Here is a 26,732-nt window from a genome sequence, read left to right on the forward strand (position 1 = left end):
GGGGCGCGCCAGCAAGGCAGGCTTTACTTACTTGGAGTCAGGCGGGTGACAGAAACGTTTCTTCCGACTCGTGGGCCTCGTGAGGTGGCAGGAATCCACGAACACGCGCACTGCGCGCGAAAGGGGTGACGCGTTGAGGCTGCCTGCATGCGATCCCGTCTCTGCCGAGTCGGCCGCGCTCCGGGAGCGAGCTCGCGGCGCACTGCTCGGACTGGCCGTCGGGGATGCGCTCGGGGCGCCGGCGGAGAACATGCGGCCCTCCGAGATCCGCCGCAGATGGGGCCGTATCGAGGGCTTCGTGAGCGACGACCCGGCCGGCACCGACGACACCGAGTACGCGATCTTCTCCGGGCTGCTGCTCGCCCGGCACGGCTCGGCGCTCACCGTCGCGCATGTGGAGGCGGCATGGCACCACTGGATCGCGGATCTCGACGAAGGACCGTTCCGGGGGGCGGGGTTCAGCGAACGCGGCACCCTTGAGAATCTGCGCAGGGGCCTCGCCGCCCCCATCTCGGCCCAGCACCGGCACGCCTGGAGCGACGGTCTCGCCATGCGGGCGGCGCCCTTCGGCGTCTTCGCGGCGGGCCGGCCCGCCGAGGCGGCCCGGCTGGTCGCCATCGACGGCTGCGTCAGCCACGACGGCGAGGGCATCTACGGCGGCCAGGCCGTGGCCGCCGGAGTGGCCGCGGCGATGGCGGGCGCGGGCCCGGCCGGTGTGATCGGCGCGGCGCTGTCGGTGGTCCCCATGGACTCCTGGACCGCGCGCTCCATGCGCCGCGCCGTCGTCGCGGCAGGGCGGGGGGACTCCGACCACCGCACCCGCGAACGGACGGTCCGCTCCGCGGTCGTCATCGGCGGCTACCCGTGGACGGACCTCGCCCCGGAGGCGGTGGGGCTCGCGTTCGGCGCGTTCGCGGCGGCGCGGGGAGACTTCCGTACGTCCGTGCTCACGGCGGTCAACATGGGCCGCGACGCCGACACGACGGCGGCGGTGGCGGGCGCGCTGGCCGGAGCGATGTCCGGTGCCTCCGCGATCCCGGCCGAGTGGGCGGCGGCGATCGGTTCGGTCAGGGGAAGCTGTCTGCCCTCGATGGCGGGCTACCACGTCCTGGACATCGCGGACCTGCTCACTCCGGACGACGACACCGAGGCCCTGTCATGACCCCGCGCCCCCTGGACCCCAACGGCACCCAGCCCCTGCCGGCCGACGATCCCGACGACCGGACCACGGCGACGCCGCCGGTCGCGGACGGGGACCCCGGCGGGCGGGAGGCGCCGGACGACGGCCGGCCGCCCGGCAACCCGCCGCCCGCCCCGGCCGGCCGACCCGGCGGGACGCCGGCCCCCGGTGACCCGCCCACGACCGCGGCCGCCCTGGGCGAGATGCACCGGACACCGCAGGCACCACGGCGCGGACGGACCGGGCCCGGCCGAACCCCTGACGCCCTGGGGGACCACCGCACCCGCCCCGGCGACACGCCCGTTTCGGGCTGGGGGTATCTGCCCGGGGAAGCCGTCGGGGAGGCCGCCGTCGGGGACATCCCCCGGCTGCCGCCCCGGCCACAGGCGACACCCGTGCACGCGTACGCCCCCGTGGCCACGGCGGCACCGGCCCGCGAGCGTGCGGTGCCCGCCGCACCCGTCACCCACCGCGACCGGATCGAGGGACTGATCCTCGGGCTCGCCGCAGGAGACGCCGCCGGGTGGCCCGCCGCCCGGCACCGCGCCGCGCGGATGCCCGAGTGGACCCGCCGGCTCACCCGTGAGCTCGACACGTTCGCCGAGCAGAACGCGACGACCACCCTCCCCGTCCCCATCGCCCTCAACCAGCCGCCCGAGCCGCTGCGCCTCGGTCCCTCGGACGACGCGGAGTGGGCCGCCTTCGCCGCCGGGACCGTACTCACCGCCGCAGGTGCGCTCTTCCGCAGCCTGCCCCCCGGCCGGCGTACGCGCGCCGCCATCGACCTCGCCTGGAACTCCCTCGCCGGCCAGGTCGCCGCCGCCGCCGAGAGCGCGCCCGAGGTCGAGTCCGCCGTACTCCCGCTGCGTGCCCGGATCTCGGTGCGCGCGGGGCTCGGCAACCTCGCCACTGGGCTGCGGCCGCCGGCCACCGGGCACGACAACCCCCACTACTTCGACGACGCCGCCTGTGTGCGAGCCGTTGTGCTCGCGGTCGTCCATACGGGCGACCCGGCCGCCGCCGCCGTGCTCGCCGAGTTCGACGCCCGGTACACCCAGGACGGGGACGGTGTGCACGGCGCCCGCGCCATGGCCGCCGCCGTGGCCACCGCGCTCGGCGGGGCATCCGTCGACGACGCCGTCGACGCGGCGCTGGCCGAACTCCCCGAGTCCAGCGAGATCGGCCGCAACTCCCACCACGCGGTCAAGCTTGCACGCGCCGCGGACGGCGCCTTCGAACTCGTCCCCCTCCTCGAGCACCAGATCGTCGACCACGTCTACAGCTACGGGATCGCCGCCGCCGAGACCGTCCCGGTCGCCCTCGCCGTCGCGACCGCCGCCCGCGGCCGGGTCGCCGAGGCCGTGCCCGCGGCCGTGTGCCTGTCGCGGGTCGCGGACTCCGCCCCCGCGCTCGCCGGAGCCCTCACCGGGGCGCTCGGCGGCGGGAACTGCGTGCCCGTCACCTGGCGCGACGCCTGCCGCACCCTCGCGGGCTGCGCCCTCCCCCGGCTCGCCGGGACGGATCTCGTGGAACTCGCCGGGCTCCTGGCAGACACGGAACTGACCACTACTGGTGGACAATTCCGACATGACGACGACGACACTCGAGACGCTCGCACTCGATGACCGGATCACGGGAAGCCTCATCGGAGCAGCCGTCGGTGACGCGCTCGGCGGCCCCGTAGAGGGCTACACCCCTGAACAGATCGTGGAGCGGCACGGCGGCCGCATCCACGGAATCGTCGGACCCTGGCACGGGGACCAGTGGCGTACGGCCCGCCCGATCGCCCCGTACCACAAGGGCGACGGACACATCACGGACGACACACTCATGACCCACGCGCTCATCCGGGTGTACACGGTGGTACGCGACCACCTCGACGCCTACGCCGTCGCCGACCACCTGGTCCCCGACCTGATCTCGAAACCCCGCTGGATCCCGGAGCTCGAGGCGGAGGCCCTCCCCCTGCAGCGGATCTTCCTGGCCGAGAAATGGCTCGTCAGCCGCCTCCACTACGGACACAACGACCCGCGTGAGGCGGGCGTCGGGAACATCGTCAACTGCGGTGCCGCGATGTACATGGCCCCGGTGGGCCTGGTCAACGCGGCGCATCCGACGGCCGCCTACGCAGAGGCCGTCGACATCGCGGGCGCGCACCAGTCCTCGTACGGGCGGGAGGCGGCCGGCGTCTTCGCGGCGGCGGTCTCGGCGGCGTGTGCGCCGGACGCCACCCCCACCACGGTGGTGGATGCCGCGCTGTCCCTGGCCAAGGACGGAACGCAGGCCGCCATCGAGTCGGTGGCCGAAGCAGCCGCGCGCCACACGGACTTCGAATCGGCCCTGGTGCCGTTGCGGGCGGCGATCGCGCCCTTCGACACGGTCGGCCCCGACTACCGCACCCCGTCCATGGGCGCGCGCCGCCCGTCCCGGCTGCACTCCATCGAGGAACTGCCGATCGCGCTCGGCATGCTCCTGGTCAACGGCGGCGACTACCGCCGTACGGTGCTGTCCTCGGTCAACTACGGCCGTGACTGCGACTCGATCGCCACGATGGCGGGGGCGATGGCGGGCGCGCTGAACGGGGCCTCGGCGGTCCCGGAGGAGTGGGCGAAGCGGGTCGCCGAGGCGAGCCGCATCGACCTGCACGAACCGGCAGCAGCCCTCACGGCCGTGACCCGCGAGATCTTCGCCCTGGACATGGAACGCCGCCGGGCCCACGAAGCGGCGTTCGCCCGCCTGACGGATTCGCGATGAGTCTTCGCCTCACCTGGGTCCAGCCCGAGGATCTGATCGGCCATGAACTCCGCCAGGCGACGGAGGACGGCCGCGACGCCTCCGCCGTCCGCACCCGCTGGCTGCTCGCGGGCGGCGCCCTGTCCCCGCCGAGGGCGGGCGCGTCCCCGGACCCGGCCCCACCGGAACTCCGCGCCCTTGCGCTCGCGCTCCTGGACGAACTGGCCCATCTGCCGTCCCCCATGGCAGAGGCCGAGCCGTCATCTCTGGCGGCGATCATGTCCGCGTGTCCCGCCTGGCCCGCGAGCGGCGGCGGCTCCGGGCACGAACGGCCGGCGGGCCCGCTGCACGCCGCCTGGCTCGGCCGGGCCGTGGGGTGCCTGCTCGGCAAACCCGTCGAGAAGCTCCCCCTCCCCGCCATCCGTGCCCTCGCCCGCGCCACCGGCAACTGGCCGCTTGCCACCTGGTTCACCGCCAGGGGCGTACCTGACGATCTCGCCGCCGCGCACCCCTGGAACCGGCGCAGTGCCGCGAACAGTCTTGCCGAGAACATCGACGGGATGCCCGAGGACGACGACCTCAACTACCCCCTCCTCGATCTGCTGCTCCTGCAGCGCCACGGCAGGGCGTTCACCACCGAGCACGTCGCCCAGCTGTGGCTGGACGAGCTGCCGGCCGGGCGCACCTTCACCGCCGAGCGGGTCGCCTACCGCAATCTCCTCTCCGGTCTCGAACCCCCGCTCACCGCCACCCACCGCAACCCCTTCCGGGAGTGGATCGGCGCCGCCATCCGCGCCGACATGCACGGCTGGACCAATCCCGGCGACCCGGCGGCCGCCGCGGCGCAGGCGTACCGGGACGCGGCGCTCACGCACACCGCGAACGGCGTGTACGGCGCGATGTTCATCGCGGCCGCCGTCGCGGCAGCGGCCGGTGGCGGCGCCGACGTGCACCGGGCCATCACTGTCGGCCTGTCCGTCGTACCGCCCCGCTCCCGGCTCGCCCGCGCCGTCCGCTTCGGCATCGAAGCGGCCCGTACCGAGGCGGACTTCGACGACGCCGTGGACCGCATCCACTCCGCCTACGGCTCCTACCACTGGGTCCATGCCGTCCCCAACGCCGCCCTGCTCGCCGCCGCCCTCACCCACGCCGACGGCGACTTCAGCGGTTCGGTCTGCCGGGCCGTGTCCGGGGGCCTCGACACCGACTCCAACGGTGCCACGGCCGGTTCGATCGCCGGACTGCTCGCCGGTCACCCCGACGCCCTGCCCGACCGCTGGACCGCCCCTCTCAAGAACCGGCTCGCCACCTCTGTCGCCGCCTTCGACGGCATCGGCTTCGACACCCTCGCACAACTCACGCACCAGGAGGCTCTCCGCCCATGACCGGCATCGTGGTGCTCGGCAGCACCAACATGGACCTCGTCGCCTATGTCGCCCATGCTCCCAAGCGCGGAGAGACCGTCACGGGACGCGAGTTCCGTACGATCCCCGGTGGCAAGGGCGCCAACCAGGCGGTGGCCGCCGCCCGCGCCGGCGGTGAGGTCACCATGATCGGCGCGGTCGGCTCGGACGAGTTCGGCTCCCTGCTGCGCCACACGCTCGAGTCCTCCGGCGTCGACACCGATCTGCTCCGTACCGCCGAGGGCCCTTCCGGCACCGCCCATATCGTCGTGGACGACGACGGCGGCAACTCCATCGTCGTGATCCCCGGCGCGAACGGCACCGTCACCGCCCTCGCGCCCGGCGAAGAGGCCCTCATCGCCACCGCCGACACGCTGCTCCTGCAGCTCGAACTCCCCCTCAGCGCCGTGCTCGAGGGTGCCGAGGCCGCCCGCAGACACGGCGTGCGCACCGTTCTCACCCCGTCTCCCGCCCAGCCGCTGCCGCCGGAACTCCTCGCCGTCACCGATCTGTTGGTCCCCAACGAGCACGAGGCGGCCACCCTCGCGGGCCTCGCCGACCCGCACCAGGCGATCGCGGCACTGCTGCGCCAGGTCCCCGAGGTCGTGATCACGCTCGGCTCGGCCGGCTGTCTCTATGCCACCCGGGACACGGCGAACCCCCTCACCGTGCCCGCCCCGAAGGTCACCGCAGTCGACAGCACCGCCGCCGGGGACACCTTCGTCGGCGCCCTCGCCGTCGCGCTCGGTGAGGGCAGACCGGTCCCCGAGGCCCTGACCTGGGCCTCGGCGGCAGCCGCCCTCTCCGTCCAACGCCCTGGAGCCACGTCGTCCATGCCCTACCGCACCGAGATCGACGCCGCCTCATGACCCCGCCGCTGCAGGGCCTGCGCGTCCTGGACCTCGCCACCCTCTTCGCCGGCCCGATGTGCGCCACCCTGCTCGGTGACTTCGGCGCCGAGGTGATCAAGGTCGAGCATCCCGCCAAACCCGACCCTTCCCGGGGGCACGGCCCGGCCAAGGACGGCGTCGGACTGTGGTGGAAAGTGCTGGGCCGCAACAAGCGGGCCATCACCCTCGATCTGTCCACGCCCGGCGGCCGCGCGACCCTGCTGCGCCTGGCAGCCACCGCCGATGTCGTCGTCGAGAACTTCCGCCCCGGCACCCTGGAGAAATGGGGCCTCGGCTGGGAGGAGCTGAGCAATGCCAATCCCCGACTCGTCCTGACCCGGGTCACCGCCTTCGGGCAGTTCGGCCCCTACTCCCACCGGCCCGGCTTCGGCACGCTCGCCGAGGCCATGAGCGGCTTCGCCGCCATTACCGGCGAGCCGCAGGGCCCACCGACCCTGCCGCCGTTCGGTCTCGCCGACTCCATCGCCGCACTCGCCACCGCCTACGCCGTGATGACCGCGCTGACCGCTCGCGACACCACCGGTCGCGGCCAGGTCGTCGACATGGCGATCATCGAGCCGATCCTGGCCGTGCTCGGGCCGCACCCGCTCTGGTACGACCAGCTCGGCTACCTCCAGCCCCGCACCGGCAACCGCTCCCGCAACAACGCCCCGCGCAACATCTACCGCACGGCCGACGGATGCTGGCTGGCCGTGTCCACCTCCGCCCAGTCCATCGCGGAACGCGTGATGCATCTGGTCGGACGCCCCGAACTCATCGACGAGCCCTGGTTCGGCACCGGAACCGGCCGCGCCGAACACGCCGACGTACTCGACGAGGCGGTCGGCGGCTGGATCGCCCGGCAGACCCGCACCGACGCGCTGGCCGCCTTCGAGAAGGCCGAGGCCGCCATCGCGCCGATCTACGACATCCGCGATGTCATGGAGGATCCCCAGTTCCAGGCGCTGGACACGATCACCGAGGTCCCCGATCCCGAACTCGGGCCGCTGCGTATGCAGAACGTCCTCTTCCGGCTCTCCGACACCCCCGGCGCCATCCGCTGGGCCGGCCGCCCGCACGGCGCCGACACCGAAGAGGTCCTCGCCGAACTGGGTCTGACCCCCGCCGACATCACCGCACTCCGCACCCAAGGCGCGCTATGACTCTCCCCCTCACCTTGCTGTACGCCCCCGGTGACCGCCCCGACGTCGTGCACAAGGCCCTTGGCTCCGCAGCCGATGTCGTGATCGTCGATCTGGAGGACGCGGTCGGTCTCGGCCGCAAGGAATACGCCCTTGCCGCCACGGCCGAACTCCTGTCCTCGCCCCAGCCCCTCCCGGTCCATGTCCGCATCAACACCCCCCATGACATCGAGACCCTCGCCGGACTGCCGGGCCTCAGTGCGTTGCGTGTCCCCAAGGTCGCATACGCCACTGACATTCAGCAGATCGCGGCGCGGGCGCCCGGCATCCCGCTGTACGCCCTGCTCGAGTCGGCGCTCGCCGTCGAGCACGCCTACGCCATCGCCACCGCCCACCCGGCCCTGCACGGCATCGCGCTGGGCGAGGCAGATCTCCGCGCCGACCTCGGCGTACGCGGCGACACCGGCCTGGACTGGCCCCGCACCCGGACCGTGATCGCCGCACGCGCCGCCGGTCTCACGCCCCCGACACAGTCGGTCTTCCCCGACATCGTCGATCTCGACGGCCTCTACGAGTCCTGCACCCATGGCCGCGCCATCGGCTTCCTGGGCCGCGCGGCCATCCATCCCCGCCAGCTCCCGGTCATCGAGCGCGCCTTCCGGCCCACCCCGCACGAGATCGAGGCCGCGGAGGAGGTCGTCAAGGCGGCCGCCGCGGACGCGGGCGCGCTCGCCCTGCCGGACGGCCGTTTCGTCGACGCCGCGATCGTTGCGGCGGCACAGCGCACCCTCGCTCTCGCCCGGCGCGAGGAGTCCTGAGCGCCCGGCCTGGAACGCGAAGACCGCCGGATCGATCACCTCCGGCGGTCTTGTCGCTCGAGCGGTACGGTCAGCTCTTCCCGGCCGACTCCGCGTCCGCGTCCTTCTGGGCGGCTTCCGCGGGCTCGGTGTCCGTGGGCCCGGCGTCCGTTGCGGCTTCGGCCGACTCCGCTCCGCCGGAGCCCTCGGCCTCGCCGGAGCCGCCGTCGCTGTCGCTGCTGCCGTCGCCGTCCCCGGCCGCCTTCGACGTCGACTTCGTCAGATCCGCGGCGGCAGGCTCGACGATCTCCTCGCGCCCCGGACGCCGTCGGGACGAGATCACGATGTACGCCACCGCCAGGGCGAAGACGATGATCGAGGTCCACACGTTCAGCCGCAGGCCCAGAACGTGGTGCGCCTCGTCGACCCGCATGTACTCGATCCAGCCGCGGCCCGTGCAGTACGCCGCGACGTACAGCGCGAACGCCCGGCCATGGCCCAGCGTGAAGCGCCGGTCGGCCCAGATGACCAGCAGTGCGACGCCGATGCACCACAGGGACTCGTACAGGAACGTGGGGTGGTACAGCCCGGCCTCGCGGTTCACGCCCTCGGTGATCTTGACGGCCCAGGGCAGATCGGTCTCCTTGCCGTACAGCTCCTGGTTGAACCAGTTGCCCCAGCGGCCGATCGCCTGCGCGAAGGCGATTCCGGGCGCGATGGCGTCCGCGTAGGCCGGAAGCGGGATGCCCCGGCGGCGGCAGCCGATCCAGGCGCCGACGGCGCCCAGCGCGATGGCGCCCCAGATACCGAGGCCGCCCTCCCAGATCTTGAAGGCGTCGACCCAGTTCTCACCCTCGCTGAAGTACAGCTGGTAGTCGGTGATCACGTGGTAGAGCCGGCCGCCGACCAGGCCGAAGGGCACGGCCCATACGGCGATGTCGGCCACGGTGCCGGCTTTGCCGCCCCGGGCGAGCCAGCGCTTGTTGCCGTACCAGACGGCCACGAAGACGCCGATGATGATGCAGAAGGCATAGCCGCGCAGCGGGAGCGGTCCGAGGTGGATCACTCCGGTCGACGGGCTGGGAATGTAGGCAAGGTCCATGGCAGGACCGACGCTACCTTGCCGGGTGGACCGTACGGCAACCCACCCGGCAACGTCTGGGTAACGAGCAGTGGATCAGGAGGCCGAGGCGGACGGGCTGCCGTCCACCCCTGCGCCGGAGGCCGGACTGGGGCGTTCGGTGCCGGGTTTCTTGCCCTGGTTCGCCTCGTCGACCCACTTCTTCAGGTTGGGGACCGACAGCTGCTCGCCGTTCTTCGCGGGGAAGATCGATTCCCCGTTGAGCAGCACGGTAGGCGTACCGCGGAAGCCGCCGTCCTGGAAGGCGGCGTTCGACTTGTTCACCCAGGCGTCGTGCCTGCCCTCGTTCACGCAGCTGCGGAACTCGGGGGTGTCCAGGCCCTCGACCTTGCCCGCGAGCTCGATCAGCTTGCCGTTGTCGGCGAAGGCGTCGACCGTCTCCTGCGGCTGGTTCATGTAGAGCACGTCGTGGTACTCGGGGAACTTGCCGGCGTCCTGGGCGCACGCTGCCGCGTTCGCCGCGCGCAGTGAGCCGGTACCGCCCATGTTCCCGTCGATGATCGTGGCGAGGTGGTACTCGACCTTGACCTTCCCGGCCTGTTCCAGCTCGCGGATGGTGTCGCGCGCGGCGTTCTCGAACGCCGCGCAGGCGGGGCAGCGGAAGTCCTCCCACACGGTGAGGGTGGACGGGGCGTCGTTCGCGCCGACCGGGATCGCCAACTGGTCCTTGCCCTGCACGCCGGCCGGGGCGAGCAGGGGACCCGAGTCGGCCCCGCCGTCGGAGTCCTTTCCGGCATTGGCCGCGATCAGGCCCACCACGGCTGCCAGGCCCAGGACGCCCACCACTGCGCCGGCCACGATCAGCGTCCGGCGGCGCTTCTCGCGCGCCTTGTCCATCTCGCGTTCCTGTTGGAGCCGCTCGCGTGCGGACCGATTTCGTTCAGGTTTCTGACTCACACACCAGCAAACGAACCGGGGAGGCATGCAGCATGCCTCCCCGGTCGCCTTTCCACCCGTACGGGCTACGGCCGCCTGCAACGGGCGCGCGCTACGAGGAGCGGCGCACGCCCCGGGCGAGATCGCCCGCCAGTTCCCGTACGGCCTTGAGACCGGCGCTCTCGTCCGGTGCGTCGAGGATCCGCTTGACGAAGGCGGATCCGACGATCACCCCGTCCGCGAAGGCCGCGACCTCGGCGGCCTGCGCCGCGTTGGACACGCCGAGACCCACGCAGACCGGAAGTTCGGTGGTGGCGCGGGTACGCCGTACCAGGTCCTGGGCCTGCTCGCCGACCGACTCACGGGTGCCGGTGACGCCCATCAGGGACGCGGCGTAGACGAATCCGGAGCCGGCCGCCGTGATCTTGGCCAACCGGGCGTCCTTGCTGCTCGGGGCGACGACGAAGACGGTGGCAAGACCGTGCTTCTCGGCGTGCTCCCGCCACTGCCCGGCCTCCTCGACCGGCAGATCCGGCAGGATGCAGCCCGCGCCGCCCGCCTCCGACAGCTCGGCCGTGAAGCGCTCGACCCCGTACCGGTCGACCGGGTTCCAGTACGTCATCACCAGGACGGGCCTGCCGGTCGCGGCGTGCGCCTCGCGGACGGTGCGCAGCACATCGGCGATCTTGACGCCGCCGCGCAGGGCGATGTCGTCCGCCGTCTGGATGACGGGGCCGTCGAGGACCGGGTCGCTGTGCGGCAGCCCGACCTCCACGATGTCGGCGCCCCCGTCCAGGACCGCCTTGACCGCCTCGATCCCTCCGTCCACGGTCGGGAAGCCGGCCGGGAGGTAGGCGATGAGTGCGGCCCGGTTCTCCCTCTTCGCCGCGGCGAGGGTGTCGCTCAGCAGCTTGATGTTCCCGCTCACTTCGCATCCCCCTGGATCTCGGCGGCGCCGTTCTCGGCGGAGGCGTCTGCCTCGACCTGGGCGTCGGTGTGGTACAGCCCGAAGTAGCGGGCGGCCGTGTCCATGTCCTTGTCGCCCCGGCCGGACAGATTGACCACGATCAGTCCGTCCTTGCCCAGCTCCCGGCCCACCTCGAGCGCACCGGCCAGGGCGTGCGCGGACTCGATGGCCGGGATGATGCCCTCGGTGCGCGACAGCAGCCGCAGCGCCTGCATGGCCTCGTCGTCGGTGATCGCGCGGTACTCCCCGCGGCCGATGTCCTTGAGGTACGAGTGCTCGGGGCCGATACCGGGGTAGTCGAGCCCGGCCGAGATCGAGTACGGCTCGGTGATCTGGCCCTCCTCGTCCTGGAGGACGTAGGAGCGCGAGCCGTGCAGGATGCCGGGCTCGCCTGCGGTCAGCGTGGCCGCGTGCTCCCCGGTCTCCACGCCGTGGCCTGCGGGCTCACAGCCGATCAGACGGACGCCGGTGTCCGGGATGAAGGCGTGGAACAGGCCGATCGCGTTCGATCCGCCGCCCACGCAGGCGACGGCGGCGTCGGGGAGGCGGCCCGCGCGCTGGAGGATCTGGCGCCTGGTCTCCACGCCGATGACGCGGTGGAAGTCGCGCACCATGGCGGGGAAGGGGTGGGGGCCCGCGACCGTACCGAAGAGGTAGTGGGTGCGGTCCACATTGGCCACCCAGTCGCGGAACGCCTCGTTGATGGCGTCCTTGAGGGTGCGGCTGCCGGACTTCACCGCGACGACCTCGGCGCCGAGCATGCGCATACGGGCCACGTTCAGGGCCTGGCGCTGGGTGTCGATCTCGCCCATGTAGATCGTGCACTCGAGACCGAACAGGGCGCATGCGGTCGCGGTGGCGACGCCGTGCTGGCCGGCGCCGGTCTCGGCGATGACCCGGGTCTTGCCCATCCGCCTGGTGAGCAGGGCCTGACCGAGCACGTTGTTGATCTTGTGCGAGCCGGTGTGGTTGAGGTCCTCCCGCTTGAGGAAGACCCGGGCGCCGCCCGCGTGCTCGGCGAACCGGGGCACCTCGGTGAGCGCGCTCGGGCGGCCCGTGTAGTTGACCATCAGGTCGTTGAGCTCGGCGACGAAGGCCGGATCGGCCTTGGCCTTGTCGTACTCGACGGCGACCTCGTCGACCGCGGCGACGAGCGCCTCGGGGATGAACTTGCCGCCGAAGGCGCCGAAGTAGCCCTCCGGGCCGGGAACCTGACCCTCCGGGTCAGGGATGAAGTAGTCGCTGGACATGGCGACGGTGCTCCTTGTCGGGGGCGCGGGGCCCCGGAAGTCTGGTGTGATTGACACGGTATGCGCGCTGCGCCGTCGGCAAGGTGCTCCCCCTGAAGGGCAGGCCCCCAGGCCCCCGTACGGCCCACGGCCGCGTGCCAGGTCGCCTTCCGGACGGACAGGATCTCCCGCCCTGGGGGCGGTGATCGTGCCCGGGAGGCCGACGACCGGAGCGGGCCGAGTCAGGCGTGCGGGCGGTGGAGGCGGTTCCCGGGGGAGAGCCCCGGAATCCGCCGTCGTCGGCACCCTGCGGGACGCTCCCGCGCAGAGACCGACCTCGGCCCCTGCTACGACAGGCACACGCTCCCGGGCAGGGCCCGGAAACCACCCGCGCCGCCCGCGGCGCGAGGTCGCGGGCAAAGCCAGGAACCGGACCCGGTCGCGGACGAGACACAAGATCCCGGGCAGAGACCGGAGACCTGGATCGCCGACGACCAGGACGCGGGATCCGGGCAGAAGCCGGACCCGGCCCCTGGGGTCTCCCCAGGACGTAGTCCGGGGGAGACCGGGCGCAGGGAGTGCGGGGGGCGTCCCCCCACGCCCGCCAGGGCGCAGGGGACCTTGGTGACGAAAGGCCGGGTGGGGGGAGAACCCCCTAGCGGCCGGCGCGCGCGGGCGCGCCGCGCCATCGCATTCCGTTGACCTGGCCCGGCTCGTCCCCGATCACGTAACGGACCCGCCGCCCGTGCACCCGCCGTGCCGGTGCCCGGCAGCCGCGAGGGCGGCATCCGCGGGCGAGCCGCGCATAGCGGTCACACGCCGCCGCGTCCGGCCGCGCGCAGACCGCGGAGCCGGTCGAGCCGGGGCTCGTCCGGGTCCGGGCGGGGGCGACGCGGGCATCGGTCATCGCGGGGGTCAGTCCCTCCCGTGCCGCAGCGCCGGGTGGGCGCCCGCGGCGACCAGGTCGGCGACCGCCGACTTGGGGTCACGGCCGGTGACCAGGGACTCACCGACGAGTACGGCGTCGGCCCCCGAGTTGGCGTAGGCGATCAGGTCGTGCGGACCCCGCACACCCGACTCGGCGATCTTGACGATATGGGCCGGGATCTCGGAGGCGACCCGGTCGAAGGTGGACCGGTCGACCTTGAGCGTCTTGAGGTCCCGGGCGTTGACGCCGATGATCTTCGCCCCGGCCTCGACGGCCCGCTCGACCTCGTCCTCGTCGTGAACCTCGACGAGCGGGGTCAGCCCGATGGACTCGGCCCGCTCGATCAGGGAGACCAGAGCCTCCTGCTCCAGTGCGGCCACGATCAGCAGCACGAGGTCGGCGCCGTACGCACGGGCCTCCCACAGCTGGTAGGCGGTCACGATGAAGTCCTTGCGCAGCACCGGGACGTCGACCCGGGCCCGGACGGCCTCCAGGTCGGCGAGCGATCCGCCGAAGCGGCGCTGTTCGGTGAGCACGGAGATGACGGCCGCGCCGCCCGCCTCGTAGTCCGCGGCAAGTCCGGCCGGGTCGGCGATCGCCGCGAGGGCGCCCTTGGACGGGCTGGAGCGCTTGACCTCGCAGATCACCTGTACGCCCTCGCCGCGCAGTGCGGCGACGCCGTCCTTGGCCGCGGGAGCCTTGGCGGCGCGCTCCTTGAGCTCGTCGAGGCTGACACGCGCCTGCCGCTCAGCCAGGTCGGCGCGCACACCTTCGATGATCTCGTCGAGCACACTCACGCGAGCGGCCCCCTTCCGGGACGGTGATGATGGTTCAGGATCAGCCATGTCGATGGTATCCGCAGGAGGGCGTCGGGCTCGCATCAGGCCGTCGTCCGTCCCACAGGCTGGGACTTCACGGCGCGAGTCCCGCGCCGAACGGCAGGTTCCGCACCACGCTGAAAATCAGGACGACGGCGCCGACGGACCACCACCAGGCGCGCGGGAGCGAGATCCGCAGGGGCCTGGCCTGTACGGCGCGAATCAGCCACATCGCCCACACCACGGCGAAGATCACGTAGCCGACGACGGCGACGGCATTGGCCCCGAGGGCGGTGGCCAGGTCCCCGTGGATGAACGCGTGGGCACTGCGCAGCCCGCCGCAGCCGGGGCAGTAGATCCCGGTGAATCGCACCAGCGGGCAGACCGGATAGTGCCCGGGTTCATTGGGGTCGACGGTGCCGACGTATGCGAAGGCCGCGGCGACCGAGACGATGGCGCCCACGGGCATGGCCACGCGACGCGCGAGCGGAACGTGGCCCGCTCCGGGCCCGCCTGCCGGGCGGGGCACGCCCCACGCCGGACCGCCTGCCGAGCCGGGGTGGTGCTCTCCGGGCGCGTGCGCCTGCGACGGGGGCTCATCGGCAGGAACGGGACGGCAGGCCGGTCCCGACCCGTGGTCGGGACCGCCGGAACCGTGCGCCGTTCCGCGCTCGTGCACGGGCGCGGACGCGGGTTCGTGCCCGGCGAAGGGCGCGTACTCGGGCGCGGACGCAAGCCCGGGCTCGTGCGCGGGCTCAGCGCCCGGTGTCGAGCCCACGGGCCCAGGGTCCCGGTCGGTGGGGAAAGGCATGGCGTCCACCCCGTGATTCTCTCCGTCGGCACACGAAGGCGCAGCCCGGCAGCGCCGGGCTGCGCCCGATGAACAAGCCTGCGCGGCAGGGTCAGGCCGCGCTGCGGGCCTCGGCGCCGGTGGCGCGGTCGCGGGCCTGGACCACGGAGTCCGGCTCCTTCGGCGTACCGAGGCCGGCCATCTTCATCGCGCCACCGACGACACCGCCGAGGAGGATGACGGCCATACCGGCCCAGAAGCCGAGCGGGTTGTCCGCCACCATGAAGACGCCTGCCACGCAGAAGCCGATGAGGGTGATGATGGAACCGGTCCAGGCGGCCGGGGTGTGTCCGTGGCTGCTGCCCGCCATGTGAATGCTCCTCGTATCTGGTGCTCTGGTGCTCTGTCGTGAGCTGGTGCGCTGTGCTGAGCCGGTCGCTCGCCCATCATTGTCCCGTACGGCAACGACGGCATGATCCGGGGGTCATCCTTCGCGCGTCGGATCCTCACCGTGGTCGAGAGCCCTCCAGAGGTCCTCGGGCCGGTCGGGGTCGACGGCCCGGGCCTTGCGGGGCCGCGGGCTGCCGTCGCGCTCGTAGCGGCCGGACATGGCGGGCCACTGCTTGCCGTACCGCAGCGCGAGCAGGCCCGCGAGCAGGATCAGCAGTCCGCCGGCGGCCGTCACGTACGGCCAGGCCGTATGGGTGAGCCCATCGATGGCGGCGGCCGCGTCGCCGGTGGTCCTGGCCGCCTTCTCGTCGAGCGCTTCGCTGTCGGACGCGCCGAGCACGGCGGCGACGGCCGCGCCCGCGCCGCTCACGGCGAGCAGGGCGGAGACGAGCATCCGGCCGCCGCTGCGGACCGCGAACACGGCGACGAGGGCGGCGAGGCCGACGATCGCCAGTGCCGTGGGGACGCCGGTGACATCGCCGCCGTCGGCATTCAGCGGCACCTTTCCACCGCCGACGGCGGCCGTGCCCTCGGCCCAGATCCGGCCGGCGGCGAGCAGGACGACGGTCGCACCGGCACCGCCGAGGAGCAGAGCAGCGGCCAGACTACGGCGGCTGCCGGTGGAGGAGGCGGAGGAGGCGGCCGCGGGACGGGGCTGGGGTACGGGTACAGCAGTCACGCGTCCACTATCCCCTACCGGTCCGCGTGAGAGTTCAGGCGGTTGGCGGTGTGCACGGCGCGCAGCACCGCGGCCGCCTTGTTGCGGCACTCGTTGTCCTCGCCGACCGGGTCGGAGTCGGCCACCACGCCCGCTCCGGCCTGCACATAGGCCGTGCCGTCGCGCAGCAGCGCGGTGCGGATGGCAATGGCGGTGTCCGAGTCGCCGGCGAAGTCGAGATAGCCGACGCAGCCGCCGTACAGACCGCGGCGCGAGGGTTCGAGCTCGTCGATGATCTGCATCGCGCGGGGCTTGGGCGCGCCGGACAGGGTGCCGGCCGGGAAACAGGCGGTGAGGACGTCGAAGGCGGTGCGGCCGTCGGCGACCTTGCCGGTCACGGTCGAGACGATGTGCATGACGTGCGAGTACCGCTCGATGGACATGAAGTCGACGACCTCGACGCTGCCCGGCGCGCAGACGCGGCCCAGGTCGTTGCGGCCGAGATCGACGAGCATCAGATGCTCGGCGCGCTCCTTCGGGTCGGCGAGCAGTTCCTCGGCGAGCGCCTGGTCCTCCTGCGGTGTGGCTCCGCGCGGCCTGGTCCCGGCGATGGGGTGGACCATGGCGTGCCCGTCCTCGACCTTGACCAGTGCCTCGGGGCTGGAGCCGACCACGTCGAAGCCGTCGAAGCGGAAGAGGTACATGTACGGGCTCGGGTTGGTGGCCCGCAGCACCCGGTAGACGTCCAGGGCGCTCGCCGTGCACGGGGTCTCGAACCGCTGGGACGGCACGACCTGGAAGGCCTCGCCGGCCCGGATGCGCTCCTTGATGTCCTCGACGGCCTCCTGGTAGTCCTTGCCGCCCCACAGCGCGGAGAACTCGGGAAGTTCGGAGGGCGGCAGCACGGCGGGGGCGGAGGCCAGTGGCCGGGCAAGGTCCGCCTCCATGGCATCGAGGCGGGCCACGGCGTCCGCGTGCGCCTCGTCGACGCCGGTGTCGAGGTCGTTGTGGTTGATCGCGTTGGCGATCAGCAGGACGGTGCCGTCCCAGTGGTCGAGAACCGCGAGGTCCGAGGTGAGCAGCATGGTCAGCTCGGGAAGCTTCAGGTCGTCCCGCTCGCCGGGGCCGATCTTCTCCAGGCGCCGCACGATGTCGTACCCGAGATAACCGACCATGCCTCCGGTGAACGGCGGCATGCCGGCACCGAGGTCGTGGGGGGTGTGCAGGGTCTCCACGGTGGCGCGCAGGGCGGCGAGCGGGTCGCCGTCGACCGGGACGCCGACCGGCGGGGTGCCGAGCCAGTGTGCCTGGCCCTCCCGTTCGGTGAGCGTGCCCGCGCTGCGTACCCCGATGAACGAGTACCGCGCCCAGCGGCCTCCGCCACTGCCTACGGTGTGGGAGGTGCCCCCCTCCGCCGACTCCAGCAGGAACGTGCCGGGGCGTTCGGCGGCGAGCTTGCGGTAGAGGCCGACAGGGGTGTCGCCGTCCGCAAGGAGCCGGCGGCTGACGGGGATGACGCGGCGGTCCCCTGCCAGCTTGCGGAAGGTCTCGAGATCCATGGCGCCCGACCCTACTCGCCGAGGGGCAGCACGTCGGCGTCGAAGCAGGTGCGGTCCCCGGTGTGGCAGGCGGCCCCGATCTGGTCGACCTTCACGAGCAGGGTGTCCGCGTCGCAGTCGAGGGCGACGGACTTGACGTGCTGGACATGGCCGGAGGTGTCGCCCTTGACCCAGTACTCCTGGCGGCTGCGGGACCAGTACGTGCAGCGGCCGGTGGTCAGGGTGCGATGCAGGGCCTCGTCGTCCATCCAGCCGAGCATCAGCACCTCGCCGGTGTCGTACTGCTGCGCGATGGCCGGGAGCAGGCCGTCGGCGCTGCGCTTGAGACGGGCGGCGATGGCGGGATCGAGGGCGCTTGCGGGGACACTGCTGGTCATGGCGCCATTGTGCCGTGTCGACCGGGCCCTTCGGGCGGTGCGTCCACTGGGCGGACCGGGCGCGCCGGTCGTACGCTGGCGAGCATGTCGACCCATGCGAAGCGTGAACGACTTCTGCTCGCCGAACTGTTGGAGACGGCGGGCCCCGCGGCCCCCACCCTGTGCGAGGGCTGGCTGACCCGGGACCTGGCGGCCCACGTGGTGATGCGCGAGCGCCGTCCGGACGCGGCCGGCGGGGTGCTGATCAGCCTGCTGAGGGACCGTATGGAGCGGGTGCGGGCGGAGTACGCGGCCAAGCCCTACGAGGAGCTGATCCAGCTCATCCGTACCGGTCCGCCGCGTTTGTCGCCCTACGGGATCAAGCCGCTCGACGAGGCCGCGAACACGGTCGAGTTCTTCGTGCACGCGGAGGATGTGCGCCGTGCACAGCCGGAGTGGACGCCGCGCGAGCTGGACCAGGTCTTCGAGAACGCGCTGTGGTCGCGGCTCGAGAAAGGGGCCCGGCTGCTGGGACGCAAGTCGCCGGTCGGTCTGGTGCTGCGCCGGTCGAACGGCCAGACGGCGGTGGCCCACCGCGGCGTCCCGGTGGTGACGGTGACCGCGGAGCCGGGCGAGCTGACGATGTTCGCGTTCGGGCGGCAGGACGCTGCGCGGGTGGACCTGGAGGGGGACAAGGACGCGATCGACCGGCTGCACACGGTCAGGCTGGGCGTGGGGATGTAGCACGGCGGGCGGCCGGCTCCCGTTCCGGGGTCCTGGCGTCGGGGTTCAGGGCACGTCCGACGTCGGTGAGGTCGGGAGTGCGCGTCCGGACGGTGGCCGCGGATGGACGACGGCCGCGGCGGTGGCGTGCAGGGCGGCCAGGGCGTAGGCGACGTCTTGCGCGCGCCGGGCGCGGCTGTCCGTGGCCCGCAGACGGCGCGGCTGCCGAGACGGGCCCGGCGCTCCGCCGTGATCCGGCGAGTGGTCCGCGCACCGCGCATCATCCCCGGTCCGGTTCCGTTGCCCGCCGCCGCTTCCGGAGCGGCCGCCTCCGTACGGTTCAGCGCGGCAACTCGGCGCGGCGCAGGGTCCTGGCGCACAGCCCGTAGATCCCGCCTGCCGCGCAGACCGCCGCGCTGGCCAGGAAGACGGGCGTGGTGCCCCACAGGTCCACGGCGGCGCCGGTGACGGGGAAGCTCAGCGGGGCGAGACCGAGGCTGAAGAGGGTGGCGAGCGAGGTGACCCGCCCGAGGTAGGCCGGGTCGGACTCGGTCTGCACCAGCGCGTTGCACAGGGTGCCGCTGAGCCCGGTGAGGAGACCGATCGTCACGGCGACGCCGACCGCGGCCACGACCGAGGGGACCAGGGCGAGGCCCGCCAGTCCGGTCGCGCCGACGGTCAGGACGAGTCCTTGGACGAGTCCGGCGCGCGGCAGCCGGCCCCGTACGGCGAGCACGAGGGCGGTCGCGCCGGAGCCGACGCCGAACCCGGCGAGGATCCAGCCCATGCCGGACGCGCCCCAGCCGCGTTCGTCGGCGAGCAGCGCGAGGCCGACGTTCAGCGGGCCCACGAAGCCCAGGTCACCGAGGGCGATGACGACGAGCAGCGGAGCGAGTACGCGGTGGCGCCGTACGTACCGCAGTCCGTCGGCCAGGTCGCGCCAGGCGGTGGCCCCTGGCCGGCCGGCATCGTCGGCGGGCAGCGGGGTGATGCGTACGGCGAGCAACAGCGGTACGGAGAGCACGAACAGCAGACCGGCCACGGCGAACGCGGTCACCGGGCCGCCGAGGGCCACCGCGATGCCGCCCAGCGGCGCACCGAGGACGGTGGCGGCCCGGGAGGCGAGTGAGCGCATGCCCTGGATCCTGGCGAGCTGTCCTGGCGGGGCGATCCGGGGCGGCAGGGCGCCGACGGCCGGCATGAACAGTGCGTCGAGGACGCCGAAGACCACGGCGACGGCGGCGAGCAGCCACAGTCCGGGGGAAGTGACGAGCAGGGCGGCGGCGACGCCGAGCACGATCAGGCTGCGCGCGGCGTCACTGGCGATGACGACCCGGCGCGGGCCGATGCGGTCGGCGATCACTCCTCCGCCGAGCATCAGCACGGCGCGCGGTACGGCGCTCACCGCCATGACCACGCCTGCCTGGGCGGGGCTGCCGCCGCGGGTGGCCGCCCAGGACAGAGCGAGGTAGTAGATGCTGTCGCCGACGGCGGATGCCGCATACGCGCCGAGCCAGCGCAGCACATTGCCGTCGCGGTAGGCGGGCCGCTCGGCGGCCGGCGCCATGGGGGTGTGTACGGGGGTGCCCGCGGCGGACATACCGGTCGGGTCCTTTCAGGGCCTGGAACGGCACACCGTACACATGGACACCGGCGCTCTCGCGGCCGGCAGTGTCGCCGGCCGCTCCGGCGCTCCCGGCTCAGCGCCTCCTGGCCCAGGGGGCGACCGGGAAGGGCGGCTTCGGCGGAGCCACGTCGTACGCGGCCTCGTGGAACGCCTCGCCCGCGTACGGCGGTGGCGCGTCCGGGCGGCGGTGCGCAGCGCGATGCCGGCGGGAGCCGAGATACGCGAGCAGGAACCCCGTGGGAATGGTGACCAGGCCCGGCGTCTGCAGCGGGAACCAGTGGAAGTCGCTGTCGGGCAGGAGCGCGATGGGGGTGCCCGACACCGCCGGCGAGAACGCCATCAGGAAGACGACGACCGGCAGCGTCCCATACACCGCCCAGCGCACCCCGCCGGCGGTGAAGCCACGCCGGAACAGCGCGTACAGCAGCACCGGAGGCAGCACGGACGACGCGGCGGCGAACGAGAAGGCCAGCATCACCTGCGGATTGCGGCCGTACGTCTGGGCCGACAGCAGCACGGCCGCGGCACCGACCCCGGCCACCGCCCAGCGGGCGAACCGGACTTCGTGCGCCATGGAACGACGGCCGGCGCTCCACCCGGGCCGGGCGAAATCACGCGCCAGTGACGAGGCGGCGGCAAGCGTGATCCCGGCGACCGTCGAGAGTGTGGTGGCGAAGACCGCGCAGGCCACCACCGCGAAGAGCATGCTGTGCCGCGGTCCGCCCGCTTCCGGGTCCAGCGCCGAAGTGACCAGCAGCAGGGCGGTGTTGCCGCCCGGGTCGGAGGCGTGCAGGAGCTTGCTGCCCACCAGCGCCGACGCGCCGAGCCCGATGACGACCACGCCGGTGCACAGCAGCGCCACCGGACCGACGGCCCAGCGCGTGGCGCGGCGTACGGAACGCGCGCCGCGCATCGGGTGCAGTCTCATGGTGATGTGCGGCATGCAGGCCGCGCCCAGTACGAGGGTGAGCAGGAAGCCGAGCAGGTCCAGCCGGCCGGCGAGGTCGTGGCCGAACTGCAGACCCGGCAGGGCGTACGAGCCGCCCTGGCCGCTGCCTCGCTGCGCGGCGTCGAAGAGCGATGCGGGCGACCATCCGAAGCGGCTGAGCACCTGGCCTGCGAGCAGCAGTATGACGGCGACCACGACGAACGTCTTGAGGATCTGGATGTAGCCGGTGCCCCGCATCCCGCCGAAGGCGGAGTAACAGACCATCAGCGCGCCACAGGCGACGGTGCATCCGGTGAGTGCCCCGGCCGGCAGCCCGAACATTGCGATCATGATCCGGCCGGCCGTGGTCAGCTGGACCACGAGCAGCGGGAACAGGACCACCAGCGTGGCGATGCCCAGAGCGCGGCGTACGGAGGGATCGGCCAGGCGCTCGGCGAGGAAGTCGCCCAGCGTGTACACGCCCGTGCGGCGCAGCGGCCGGGCCAGCACCACCATCACCAGGGCCAGTGAGGCGACGCTGGCACAGGCGAAGAGGATGCCGTCGGCCCCGGTGAGGGCGACCGCGCCGGTGGTGCTGAGCAGGGTGGCGGCCGACACGTAGTCGCCGGCGACGGCGAGACCGCCGCCGACCGGGCCGAGCGCCGCGCCGCCCGCGTAGAAGTGTTCCGGGTCGTCCTGGTCGGCGGCGGCAACTCCACACAGCAGCAGGGAGACCGCGACGAACGCGAGGAAGACGACAAGGGCCAGGGACCGGGCGTCGAACGAGGCGCTCACCGGCCGTGCTCCGTGACGGACGCGGGCTCGGCGGGCAGAGCGGACGGTGTCGGCATACGGGAGCCGGGAGAGTCATGGCGGGACATGCCCGTACGCCATCAGTGCCGGTGCGGTGACGTACAGCAGTCGGCTCCGCCTCGATGCGTGCGCACAGCCGGAGGCCGGAGCGGGCTGTGCGGCGGCACACCCCTCGGCTCGTCAGCTGTCGAGGAGCCGCCGTGCCGCGAGCGCGAGCGACACCTCGACGGCATCGGAAGGCCGGGACAGGAGTCGGCCGGTGAGCTGCTCGAACCGGCGCAGCCGGTTGAGGACGGTGTTGCGGTGGCAGTAGAGCCGGGCCGCGGCACGCTGCGCGGAGCCGTCCTCGTCGAGCCAGACCGTGAGCGTCTCCACGAGCAGTTCGCGGTCGGCCGGATCGACCCCGTCCAGCGGACCGAGTACGCGTTCGGCGAGCGCGGTGCCCAGTGCGGGTGACGACACGACGAGCGCGGCCGGCAGATGGTCGTCGAGGAGGACGACTCCGCCGCCGCGAGGACAGGCGCGCAAGGCGGTGCCCGCGAGCCTGCGGGCGTCGCCGACCGCGGCGAGCCCTGTCACGGCGGAACTGACCCCGACCCGCACACCCATGGGTGCGGTGAGCAGGGCGGCGAGGCCGGCCGGCGTGAGGGCCCCGGGGACGGCCGGACCCGGTCCGGTCCCACCGCGCACGGGACGTGGACCGCCGCGGGCGGTCCGGGCTCCGTCGTGCCCCTGTGCCGGGCCACGGTCCGCCTCGCTACCCGAAGGACGCACGGAACTCCCCGCGGCGGCGGGCGCCGACGAGAGTTCGGCCCGGGCCACCCTGACGGGACGCCCGTGGACCGGCGGCACGCGGCCGGACTCCGTGTCGCCGGATCCCCCGCCCGTACCGCCTGCCGCGCGTCCTTCGCCCCGCGCGAGAACGAGAGACGCCCCGTGTACCGATCCGCCGGACGCCTCGGTTCCCACGCGGGCCGGCCCCGGCGCGTACGGGAGCGGCCCGTCGCACACGCCTTCCTCGGGCGCGTCGTCGAGCAGCACGACCGCCAGCTCCTCGTCCGCCGACGTGTGCCGGATCGCCCGGGTGCCCGGGGGCAGTGCCATCCGCGCAGGGTGCACCCCGGCGGCCGCGATGACCGCGTACCGCCCGTGCTCCGGCAGGTCCAGCATCGCCGCCGCGTCGGGGAGGTCCGTGATGCGCAGAGTGCCGTCCAGCAGTGCCGCCGTCATCAGCCGGAGCCGGTTCTCACGTCGCCACACCAGGTGCCGCTCCGTACGCCGGTAGGCCTCGGCGACGACGCCGCAGTGTTCGTCGACGAAGTTCCACACATCCGCCGCGACATGGACGAGCAGCCGCACGTCGTCGGGGTCGTACCGGGCCGTCTCGTCCACCAGGTCCTGCCACACCATCGCGCCGCCGAGCCGGAACGCGTGCTGCACCGCCTCCAGCGGCAGGCCCTGCTCGGCCCGGTTCTCGCCGATCTGCCACGAAGTGCGCAGGGCCGCGTCGCGGCACTCCCGCGGCCGGATCAGCGAGCCGACGTTGTACCGCAGGGAGCGGTGGATCTCCTGCCACACCTCGTCGGCATCGGTCTCGAGCGCCGCCCGGTACGCCGGTTCCTGCGCGCGCAGCGCCGCGACCAGCCGGCCGGTGAGCCCGGCGAGGTCGTCGACGAGCACCTGGGCCGCCCGGTGCAGTACGGCGGTGGCCTCCGTGTCGACCGGCGAGTGCCCCCTCAGCGAAGCGGCGGTGCGCGTACGGAGCCTGCGCACGCGCGGGCTCATGGCGTGTGACATGGCGTGGGACATGGCGGCGGCCTCCACGGGAGTCGGCTCGCTCCGATGCGCCGGGACAGACAGCCGGACGGCACACCGAATGCTCCTGAACGCCGAGAATGGCATACCGCCCGGTCGGTACCCAGGGGTTTGCCGCATTCTCCTCATTACGGTCCTGCAACTGAGGCCCCGGTCAGGGGCAGACGCACCACGTCCGGGCCGGTCGCGGAACGACCGGGCCCGGACGGGTGTTCAGCGGACCGGGTGACCGGACTCCCGCAAGGTGTCCTTGACCTGCGAGATCCGCAGGTCTCCGAAGTGGAACACCGACGCGGCCAGTACCGCGTCCGCGCCCGCAGCGATGGCCGGCGGGAAGTCCGCGAGCTTGCCCGCGCCGCCGCTCGCGATCACCGGCACCGTGACATGCCCGCGCACCGCAGCGATCATCTCGGTGTCGTAGCCGTCCTTGGTGCCGTCGGCGTCCATCGAGTTGAGCAGGATCTCCCCCGCGCCCAGCTCGGCCGCCCGGTGCGCCCACTCGACCGCGTCGATGCCGGTGCCCTTGCGGCCGCCGTGCGTGGTCACCTCGAACGAGCCGGACGCGGTACGGCGGGCGTCCACCGACAGCACCAGCACCTGGCGGCCGAAACGCTCGGCGATCTCGCGGATGAGGTCCGGGCGGGCGATCGCCGCGGTGTTGACCCCGACCTTGTCGGCGCCGGCCCGCAGCAGTTTGTCGACGTCCTCGGCGCTGCGCACCCCGCCGCCGACGGTGAGCGGGATGAAGACCTGCTCGGCGGTGCGGCGCACCACGTCGTAGGTCGTCTCGCGGTTGCCGGACGAGGCCGTGATGTCGAGGAAGGTGAGCTCGTCGGCGCCCTCGGCGTCGTACAGCTTGGCCATCTCGACGGGGTCGCCCGCGTCGCGCAGATTCTGGAAGTTGACGCCCTTGACGACCCTTCCGTTGTCGACGTCCAGGCAGGGGATGACTCGTACCGCGAGCGTCATGCGGCACCTCCTCGGAAGGCCTCGACCTCGACCTCGACGACCAGACGGGGGTCGACGAAGCCGGACACGATGATCATCGATGCGGCCGGGCGTACGGCACCGAGCAGTTCCTTGTGGGCGCGTCCGACCTCGTCGACGTCCCGCGCGTGGGTGAGGTACATCCGGGTGCGCACCACGTGCTCGCTGCCGAGGCCGAGCTCCTTCAGCGCGGCAAAGGCAGCCTTGAAGGCGTTGACGGCCTGCTCGTAGGGGCCGCCGTCGATGACCGCGCCGTCCCTGACCGACGTGCAGCCCGACACCAGGACCAGGCCGCTGGGCAGCTCGACCGCGCGGGAGTACCCGAAGGCCTCTTCCCACGGGCCGCTGGAGTTCACGCGGCGGATGCCGTCGCTCATCGCGACGACACCGCCTCGAGCGCCTCCTCAAGGGTGAACGCCTTGGCGTACAGCGCCTTGCCGACGATCGCGCCCTCGACACCGTCCGGGACCAGCCCGGCGAGCGCCCGCAGGTCATCGATGCTCGACACGCCGCCGGAGGCGACGACCGGCTTGTCGGTCACGGCACAGACGCTCTTCAGCAGCTCCACGTTGGGACCCTGGAGCGTGCCGTCCTTGGCGATGTCGGTGACGACGTAGCGGGCGCAGCCCTCGGAGTCGAGACGCGCCAGCGTCTCGTACAGGTCGCCGCCGTCACGGGTCCAGCCCCGGCCGCGCAGCGTCGTGCCGCGTACGTCGAGGCCGACCGCGATCTTGTCGCCGTGCTCGGCGATGACCTTGGCGACCCACTCAGGGGTCTCGAGGGCGGCGGTGCCGAGGTTGACCCGGGTGCAGCCGGTGGCGAGCGCCGCGGCGAGCGAGGCGTCGTCCCGGATGCCGCCGGACAGCTCGACCTTGATGTCCATGGCGCCCGCGACCTCGGCGATCAGCTCCCGGTTGTCGCCGGTGCCGAAGGCGGCGTCCAGGTCGACCAGGTGCAGCCACTCGGCGCCGGCGCGCTGCCAGGCGAGGGCGGCCTCGAGGGGGGAGCCGTAGGAGGTCTCCGTGCCGGACTCGCCGTGGACCAGGCGGACGGCCTGGCCGTCGCGGACGTCGACTGCGGGAAGGAGCTCGAGGTAGTTCGAAGGCATTACAGCGTCTCGATCCAGTTGGTCAGCAGCTGGGCGCCGGCGTCGCCGGACTTCTCGGGGTGGAACTGGGTGGCCCACAGCGCGCGGTTCTCGACCGCGGCCACGAAGGGCTCGCCGTGCGTGGCCCAGGTGACCTGGGGTGCCCGCATGGCGGGGTTGGTGATCTCGAGCTCCCACTCGTGCACCGCGTAGGAGTGCACGAAGTAGAACCTGGCGTCGGCGTCGACACCGGCGAAGAGCTCGCTGCCGGCGGGTGCTTCGACGGTGTTCCAGCCCATGTGGGGGACGATCGGGGCCTTCAGCGGGCCGACCGTGCCGGGCCACTCGTCGAGGCCCTCGCTCTCCACACCGTGCTCGATACCGCGGGCGAAGAGGATCTGCATGCCGACGCAGATGCCCATGACCGGGCGGCCGCCGGAGAGCCTGCGGTCGATGATCCATTCGCCGCGGGCCTTCTTCAGACCCTCCATGCAGGCGGAGAAGGCACCGACTCCGGGCACGAGGAGCCCGTCGGCGTTCATCGCCCTGTCGTAGTCACGGGTGATCTCGACATCGGCACCGACACGGGCGAGCGCCCGCTCCGCGGAGCGGACGTTGCCGAACCCGTAGTCGAAGACGACGACCTTCTTGGGCTGCGATGCGCTCATTCCCAGATCCCCTGAATCCGCAGGACACCGGCGACCAGACACATCACCGAGGCGATGGTCAGCAGGATGATCGGGCCCTTGGGCATCCCCTGCTTGGCGAAGGAGTACACACCGCCCGCGAGGAAGAGTCCGACAACGATGAGGATGGTGGACAGACCGGTCATGTT

27 protein-coding genes are annotated in these 26,732 nt (G+C 72.8%); 8 read left to right on the forward strand and 19 right to left on the reverse strand.

Annotation, left to right across the window (positions count from 1 at the left end):
* The first annotated feature begins 133 nt into the window (after positions 1–133).
* The 7 genes from ABZ208_RS09100 to ABZ208_RS09130 all read left to right on the forward strand — a co-directional run bounded on the left by ABZ208_RS09100 (position 134) and on the right by ABZ208_RS09130 (position 8,166).
* The gene (locus tag ABZ208_RS09100) at positions 134–1,162 is read left to right on the forward strand and encodes an ADP-ribosylglycohydrolase family protein (protein ID WP_328401793.1); all 1,029 of its coding nucleotides are present in this window, start codon (positions 134–136) and stop codon (positions 1,160–1,162) included.
* 464 nt (positions 1,163–1,626) lie between these two features.
* Positions 1,627–2,805 (forward strand): ADP-ribosylglycohydrolase family protein, encoded by a 1,179-nt coding sequence (locus ABZ208_RS09105; protein WP_356909010.1) that lies wholly within the window; start codon positions 1,627–1,629, stop codon positions 2,803–2,805.
* A complete protein-coding gene (locus ABZ208_RS09110; RefSeq protein WP_356908869.1) occupies positions 2,768–3,934 on the forward strand; it encodes an ADP-ribosylglycohydrolase family protein in 1,167 nt (388 codons plus the stop codon). The genes ABZ208_RS09105 and ABZ208_RS09110 overlap by 38 nt, the downstream gene beginning before the upstream one ends.
* Positions 3,931–5,298 carry an ADP-ribosylglycohydrolase family protein gene (locus tag ABZ208_RS09115; RefSeq protein WP_356908870.1) on the forward strand — a complete coding sequence of 456 codons (1,368 nt, stop codon included), beginning with the start codon at positions 3,931–3,933 and terminating at the stop codon, positions 5,296–5,298. The genes ABZ208_RS09110 and ABZ208_RS09115 overlap by 4 nt, the downstream gene beginning before the upstream one ends.
* The gene (rbsK, locus tag ABZ208_RS09120; RefSeq protein ID WP_356908871.1) at positions 5,295–6,185 is read left to right on the forward strand and encodes a ribokinase; all 891 of its coding nucleotides are present in this window, start codon (positions 5,295–5,297) and stop codon (positions 6,183–6,185) included. The genes ABZ208_RS09115 and rbsK overlap by 4 nt, the downstream gene beginning before the upstream one ends.
* On the forward strand, positions 6,182–7,369 hold the full coding sequence (locus tag ABZ208_RS09125) for a CoA transferase (RefSeq protein WP_356908872.1): 1,188 nt from the start codon (positions 6,182–6,184) through the stop codon (positions 7,367–7,369). The genes rbsK and ABZ208_RS09125 overlap by 4 nt, the downstream gene beginning before the upstream one ends.
* Positions 7,366–8,166 (forward strand): CoA ester lyase, encoded by an 801-nt coding sequence (locus ABZ208_RS09130; protein ID WP_356908873.1) that lies wholly within the window; start codon positions 7,366–7,368, stop codon positions 8,164–8,166. The genes ABZ208_RS09125 and ABZ208_RS09130 overlap by 4 nt, the downstream gene beginning before the upstream one ends.
* A gap of 70 nt (positions 8,167–8,236) precedes the next feature.
* Here ABZ208_RS09130 and lgt read toward each other — a convergent pair whose 3' ends face one another.
* The 11 genes from lgt to hisI form a co-directional block, all read right to left on the reverse strand.
* On the reverse strand, positions 8,237–9,247 hold the full coding sequence (gene lgt, locus ABZ208_RS09135) for a prolipoprotein diacylglyceryl transferase (RefSeq protein WP_356908874.1): 1,011 nt from the start codon (positions 9,245–9,247) through the stop codon (positions 8,237–8,239).
* A 75-nt stretch (positions 9,248–9,322) separates the two neighbouring features.
* Positions 9,323–10,183, reverse strand: a complete 861-nt coding sequence (locus tag ABZ208_RS09140) for a thioredoxin domain-containing protein (protein ID WP_356908875.1) — start codon at positions 10,181–10,183, stop codon at positions 9,323–9,325.
* A 91-nt stretch (positions 10,184–10,274) separates the two neighbouring features.
* Positions 10,275–11,090 (reverse strand): tryptophan synthase subunit alpha, encoded by an 816-nt coding sequence (trpA, locus tag ABZ208_RS09145; protein ID WP_356908876.1) that lies wholly within the window; start codon positions 11,088–11,090, stop codon positions 10,275–10,277.
* Complete coding sequence (gene trpB, locus ABZ208_RS09150; RefSeq protein WP_356908877.1) at positions 11,087–12,379, reverse strand: tryptophan synthase subunit beta; 1,293 nt, start codon at positions 12,377–12,379, stop codon at positions 11,087–11,089. The genes trpA and trpB overlap by 4 nt, the downstream gene beginning before the upstream one ends.
* Before the next feature lie 634 nt (positions 12,380–13,013).
* Positions 13,014–13,265: a hypothetical protein gene (locus ABZ208_RS09155; protein WP_356908878.1), complete on the reverse strand. Its 252-nt coding sequence runs from the start codon at positions 13,263–13,265 to the stop codon at positions 13,014–13,016.
* An 8-nt stretch (positions 13,266–13,273) separates the two neighbouring features.
* Positions 13,274–14,083: an indole-3-glycerol phosphate synthase TrpC gene (gene trpC, locus ABZ208_RS09160; protein WP_356908879.1), complete on the reverse strand. Its 810-nt coding sequence runs from the start codon at positions 14,081–14,083 to the stop codon at positions 13,274–13,276.
* A 115-nt stretch (positions 14,084–14,198) separates the two neighbouring features.
* A complete protein-coding gene (locus ABZ208_RS09165) occupies positions 14,199–14,633 on the reverse strand; it encodes a DUF2752 domain-containing protein (protein WP_356909011.1) in 435 nt (144 codons plus the stop codon).
* 373 nt (positions 14,634–15,006) lie between these two features.
* Positions 15,007–15,264 carry an HGxxPAAW family protein gene (locus tag ABZ208_RS09170; RefSeq protein ID WP_356908880.1) on the reverse strand — a complete coding sequence of 86 codons (258 nt, stop codon included), beginning with the start codon at positions 15,262–15,264 and terminating at the stop codon, positions 15,007–15,009.
* A 114-nt stretch (positions 15,265–15,378) separates the two neighbouring features.
* Entirely contained in the window at positions 15,379–16,023 is a 645-nt protein-coding gene (locus ABZ208_RS09175; protein ID WP_356908881.1) for a TIGR02234 family membrane protein, read from the reverse strand.
* Between the two features lie 14 nt (positions 16,024–16,037).
* Positions 16,038–17,561 carry an anthranilate synthase component I gene (locus ABZ208_RS09180; protein WP_356908882.1) on the reverse strand — a complete coding sequence of 508 codons (1,524 nt, stop codon included), beginning with the start codon at positions 17,559–17,561 and terminating at the stop codon, positions 16,038–16,040.
* Between the two features lie 11 nt (positions 17,562–17,572).
* A complete protein-coding gene (gene hisI, locus ABZ208_RS09185) occupies positions 17,573–17,938 on the reverse strand; it encodes a phosphoribosyl-AMP cyclohydrolase (protein ID WP_356908883.1) in 366 nt (121 codons plus the stop codon).
* An 84-nt stretch (positions 17,939–18,022) separates the two neighbouring features.
* On the opposite strand from hisI, the gene ABZ208_RS09190 reads away from it, so the two are divergent.
* Positions 18,023–18,661, forward strand: coding sequence for a TIGR03085 family metal-binding protein (locus ABZ208_RS09190; RefSeq protein WP_356908884.1), 639 nt, complete (start codon positions 18,023–18,025; stop codon positions 18,659–18,661).
* Between the two features lie 319 nt (positions 18,662–18,980).
* Here the strand turns inward: ABZ208_RS09190 and ABZ208_RS09195 are convergent, their stop codons facing one another.
* From ABZ208_RS09195 to ABZ208_RS09230, 8 genes are all read right to left on the reverse strand, one after another.
* A complete protein-coding gene (locus ABZ208_RS09195) occupies positions 18,981–20,240 on the reverse strand; it encodes an MFS transporter (protein WP_356908885.1) in 1,260 nt (419 codons plus the stop codon).
* A gap of 100 nt (positions 20,241–20,340) precedes the next feature.
* Positions 20,341–21,990, reverse strand: a complete 1,650-nt coding sequence (locus ABZ208_RS09200) for a cation acetate symporter (protein WP_356908886.1) — start codon at positions 21,988–21,990, stop codon at positions 20,341–20,343.
* Positions 21,991–22,188: 198 nt separating this feature from the next.
* Entirely contained in the window at positions 22,189–23,817 is a 1,629-nt protein-coding gene (locus tag ABZ208_RS09205) for a helix-turn-helix domain-containing protein (protein ID WP_356908887.1), read from the reverse strand.
* Positions 23,818–24,036: 219 nt separating this feature from the next.
* Positions 24,037–24,792: an imidazole glycerol phosphate synthase subunit HisF gene (hisF, locus tag ABZ208_RS09210; protein ID WP_328401753.1), complete on the reverse strand. Its 756-nt coding sequence runs from the start codon at positions 24,790–24,792 to the stop codon at positions 24,037–24,039.
* Positions 24,789–25,187 carry a Rid family hydrolase gene (locus tag ABZ208_RS09215; RefSeq protein WP_356908888.1) on the reverse strand — a complete coding sequence of 133 codons (399 nt, stop codon included), beginning with the start codon at positions 25,185–25,187 and terminating at the stop codon, positions 24,789–24,791. Before ABZ208_RS09215 ends, hisF begins: the two co-directional genes overlap by 4 nt.
* Positions 25,184–25,918 (reverse strand): bifunctional 1-(5-phosphoribosyl)-5-((5-phosphoribosylamino)methylideneamino)imidazole-4-carboxamide isomerase/phosphoribosylanthranilate isomerase PriA, encoded by a 735-nt coding sequence (gene priA / locus ABZ208_RS09220; protein ID WP_356908889.1) that lies wholly within the window; start codon positions 25,916–25,918, stop codon positions 25,184–25,186. The genes ABZ208_RS09215 and priA overlap by 4 nt, the downstream gene beginning before the upstream one ends.
* Entirely contained in the window at positions 25,918–26,565 is a 648-nt protein-coding gene (gene hisH / locus ABZ208_RS09225) for an imidazole glycerol phosphate synthase subunit HisH (protein ID WP_356908890.1), read from the reverse strand. The genes priA and hisH overlap by 1 nt, the downstream gene beginning before the upstream one ends.
* Entirely contained in the window at positions 26,562–26,729 is a 168-nt protein-coding gene (locus tag ABZ208_RS09230; RefSeq protein ID WP_328401745.1) for a hypothetical protein, read from the reverse strand. The genes hisH and ABZ208_RS09230 overlap by 4 nt, the downstream gene beginning before the upstream one ends.
* Positions 26,730–26,732 lie beyond the last annotated feature (3 nt).

This window comes from Streptomyces sp. NPDC006208, from assembly GCF_040613775.1.
Lineage (GTDB): Bacteria > Actinomycetota > Actinomycetes > Streptomycetales > Streptomycetaceae > Streptomyces.

Coding starts and splice junctions, on each gene's coding strand:
- hisI (WP_356908883.1), bottom strand. CDS start 17,938: ATGACCAGCAGTGTCCCCGCAAGCGCCCTCGATCCCGCCATCGCCGCC.
- ABZ208_RS09195 (WP_356908885.1), bottom strand. CDS start 20,240: ATGTCCGCCGCGGGCACCCCCGTACACACCCCCATGGCGCCGGCCGCC.
- trpB (WP_356908877.1), bottom strand. CDS start 12,379: ATGTCCAGCGACTACTTCATCCCTGACCCGGAGGGTCAGGTTCCCGGC.
- hisH (WP_356908890.1), bottom strand. CDS start 26,565: ATGAGCGCATCGCAGCCCAAGAAGGTCGTCGTCTTCGACTACGGGTTC.
- ABZ208_RS09190 (WP_356908884.1), top strand. CDS start 18,023: ATGTCGACCCATGCGAAGCGTGAACGACTTCTGCTCGCCGAACTGTTG.
- ABZ208_RS09180 (WP_356908882.1), bottom strand. CDS start 17,561: ATGGATCTCGAGACCTTCCGCAAGCTGGCAGGGGACCGCCGCGTCATC.
- hisF (WP_328401753.1), bottom strand. CDS start 24,792: ATGACGCTCGCGGTACGAGTCATCCCCTGCCTGGACGTCGACAACGGA.
- rbsK (WP_356908871.1), top strand. CDS start 5,295: ATGACCGGCATCGTGGTGCTCGGCAGCACCAACATGGACCTCGTCGCC.
- ABZ208_RS09110 (WP_356908869.1), top strand. CDS start 2,768: ATGACGACGACGACACTCGAGACGCTCGCACTCGATGACCGGATCACG.
- ABZ208_RS09130 (WP_356908873.1), top strand. CDS start 7,366: ATGACTCTCCCCCTCACCTTGCTGTACGCCCCCGGTGACCGCCCCGAC.
- ABZ208_RS09125 (WP_356908872.1), top strand. CDS start 6,182: ATGACCCCGCCGCTGCAGGGCCTGCGCGTCCTGGACCTCGCCACCCTC.
- ABZ208_RS09205 (WP_356908887.1), bottom strand. CDS start 23,817: ATGTCCCACGCCATGTCACACGCCATGAGCCCGCGCGTGCGCAGGCTC.
- ABZ208_RS09115 (WP_356908870.1), top strand. CDS start 3,931: ATGAGTCTTCGCCTCACCTGGGTCCAGCCCGAGGATCTGATCGGCCAT.
- ABZ208_RS09230 (WP_328401745.1), bottom strand. CDS start 26,729: ATGACCGGTCTGTCCACCATCCTCATCGTTGTCGGACTCTTCCTCGCG.
- ABZ208_RS09215 (WP_356908888.1), bottom strand. CDS start 25,187: ATGAGCGACGGCATCCGCCGCGTGAACTCCAGCGGCCCGTGGGAAGAG.
- ABZ208_RS09155 (WP_356908878.1), bottom strand. CDS start 13,265: ATGACCGATGCCCGCGTCGCCCCCGCCCGGACCCGGACGAGCCCCGGC.
- lgt (WP_356908874.1), bottom strand. CDS start 9,247: ATGGACCTTGCCTACATTCCCAGCCCGTCGACCGGAGTGATCCACCTC.
- priA (WP_356908889.1), bottom strand. CDS start 25,918: ATGCCTTCGAACTACCTCGAGCTCCTTCCCGCAGTCGACGTCCGCGAC.
- ABZ208_RS09170 (WP_356908880.1), bottom strand. CDS start 15,264: ATGGCGGGCAGCAGCCACGGACACACCCCGGCCGCCTGGACCGGTTCC.